Source organism: Protofrankia sp. CiP1_Cm_nod2, assembly GCF_920664355.1.
Lineage (GTDB): Bacteria > Actinomycetota > Actinomycetes > Frankiales > Frankiaceae > Protofrankia.
In genome coordinates this window covers 4426-6631 of record NZ_CAKKTL010000187.1, presented here as the reverse complement: position 1 = coordinate 6631, position 2206 = coordinate 4426, and the positions used below count along the sequence as shown (strand labels likewise).

3 protein-coding genes are annotated in these 2206 nt (G+C 75.5%); all 3 read right to left on the bottom strand.

Features of this window, described 5'->3' with window-relative positions:
• A partial coding sequence (locus NBW84_RS18250; protein ID WP_250285943.1) for a DUF2637 domain-containing protein occupies positions 1–741 on the bottom strand: 741 nt, incomplete at its 3' end.
• A gap of 249 nt (positions 742–990) precedes the next feature.
• Positions 991–1185, bottom strand: coding sequence for a DUF5703 family protein (locus NBW84_RS18245; protein WP_250285941.1), 195 nt, complete (start codon positions 1183–1185; stop codon positions 991–993).
• Positions 1186–1289: 104 nt separating this feature from the next.
• A partial coding sequence (locus NBW84_RS18240; RefSeq protein WP_250285940.1) for a hypothetical protein occupies positions 1290–2206 on the bottom strand: 917 nt, incomplete at its 5' end.

Genomic DNA, 2206 nt, shown 5'->3' with positions numbered 1-2206 from the left:
GGCCGGTCGTGCCGCCGGCTGTTCGGCGCGCTGCGCCGGCACCGTGATCGCGATGTCGGCGGGCCGCCGGCCGCCCGCCGTGCCGCGGCCGGCGTGGATCTGGCGCATGAGCAGCTCGTAGGAGCCGAGCAGCGCCAGCGGCGGCCAGCCGGCGATGATCCGGGCGGCCAGGGTGGGCTCGGCGTGCATGACGTTCGCCGCCAGCGACGCGCACGCGCCCAGCGTCAGCAGCGTGTAGGACAGCCAGGAGCGGGGTCGCCCGGCACGCCGGTCCCGCAGCATCGTCATGGACGCGGCGACGATCAGGCCGTCGACGCTGAACGGGATGACGGTGGCGGCGAGGCGGTCCTCCCCCTGCTCGAGGGCGACCCCGCGCATGTGCCGGTAGGAGACGAACGCGGCCACCGCCGCGACCGCGACCACCGCGACGATGGTGGTCGCCTGGATGGCCGGCTCCGCCCGCGTCCCGGCCCCGCCGTCCGGCCCGCTGCCGCCACTGGGCCGTACCCCGCCCGCCGGGGCTGTGCCCGCCGGGCTCGCGGGCCCTGCCGCGTCGGGCGGGCCCGTGTTCCCCGGGCCCGCCGCACTTTCCGGGTGGCTCCTCGGGGTGCTCCGCGCGCCGGTGCCCGCCAGCCCGGGCGCGCCGTCGGGGCCGGTGCCGCCCAGCTCGAGGGCGCCCGGCTCGAGGGCGCTCGGAACGGGCTCACCACCGGGCGGCACGTATCCGCTCTCGACCGTCACGGCGGGTCCTTCCTGGAGGGCCGGCGGGCTGGTGCGGTTTCCACCACTTGTCAGCCATCCTGACGTCTGTCCGCCCATCCAGGTTGCTGTCTCGCGAAAGACTTCCTCGCCGCGACCGGACAGCTACGATCCGGCGGCCGGGCTGGTCACCGTGCGGCCACGCCGCGGCGTGGTCCCGCCGCCGCGGCGGCTATCGCCGTCCGTGACCGACAGGCCCGCGACACGGACGGTGCCGGCGGCTGACGGCCGTCAGGTGGGCAGGTAGCCCGGCAGCCCACCGCGCTGGCGTGAGCGGCGCAGGAGCACGCGCCGGGAGCCGTCCGGGAACAGGCGCAGCCGCTCGAGCTCCCAGTCGCCGAACTCGGCGTGCAGGGTGAGGACGGCCAGAGCCTGCCGGCGGTCCGTCCCGGGCGGCAGGTACAGCCGCTGGTACTCCACATCCATGACGTCACCGTAACGACGAGGTGGACTGCCGGTGTGACGAACCTGTAAGAGCATCCGGGGCAAAGCGGGGCATCAGGGTAGTTTGGCTACCCTACGTAAAGGATTTACGGTACGTACAGGCCGAGGAAGGCCAGGGACGCGTACACCGCCATCATCGCGGCGCAGGCCGCCAGCACCGCGCGGAACACCTCGTCACGGCGGGTCAGCGCGGCGGCGACGAACAGGAACGGGAACGCGCCGTAGGCGTACCGCTCGCTGGAGTCCAGGTTGCTGCCGGTCAGCAGGGCGGCGATGGTCAGCGCGGCCCACAGCGGGTAGGACGCCGGCAGCGTACGCACCATGACCACGAGCAGGACGGCGACAAGCAGCAGCCACGGGACGTGCAGTGCGGTGCCCACCTCGCCGTGGACGGCGCCGCGGGCCGCGTCCCAGAGCACCGCCGCGGGGTTCGAGGAGCTGCCGTGCAGCGACTGCTGCCGCTGCAGCCGGACCGGGGCGAGGGCGTCCCCGTAGGCGATCCCCGCCCACAGCAGGTAGCCGCCGAGGCCCACGGCCGGCGCCGCGACAGCCGCCGCGCGCCGCAGCCGGTCGGCCGTGGCGGCGGCGGTGATCCCGCGGGCGGCCTCGAGGGCCGCCGGGGCGACCAGCAGGACGCCCACCGGCCGGCACAGCCCGGCGAGCAGCCCGCAGCCGGCGGCGAACTCCCAGCGCCGGGAGCGGATCCCGGCGAACACCCCGACGGCCAGCAGCCCCCACAGCGCCTCGGTGTAGCCCATGACCAGCACGAACGCGGGCGGGGCCAGCGAGGCCATCCAGATCACCCGGGAGACCGCCGCGGGGCCGAAGCCCTCCCGGCGCGCCAGTCCGGCGAGCGCCGTCACGAAGACGAACGCGATCAGGTTCACCAGCACGACCAGGGTGACGCGGACGCCGGTGTGCCCGCCGAGCCCGGGCAGCACCGTGACCGCGCGCACCAGCAGCGGCAGCAGCGGGAAGAACCGCAGGCTCTGCTCGCCGGAGG

Excerpts from the sequence above, each read along its gene's own strand:
- NBW84_RS18245 (WP_250285941.1), bottom strand. The coding sequence starts at position 1,185 with ATGGATGTGGAGTACCAGCGGCTGTACCTGCCGCCCGGGACGGACCGC.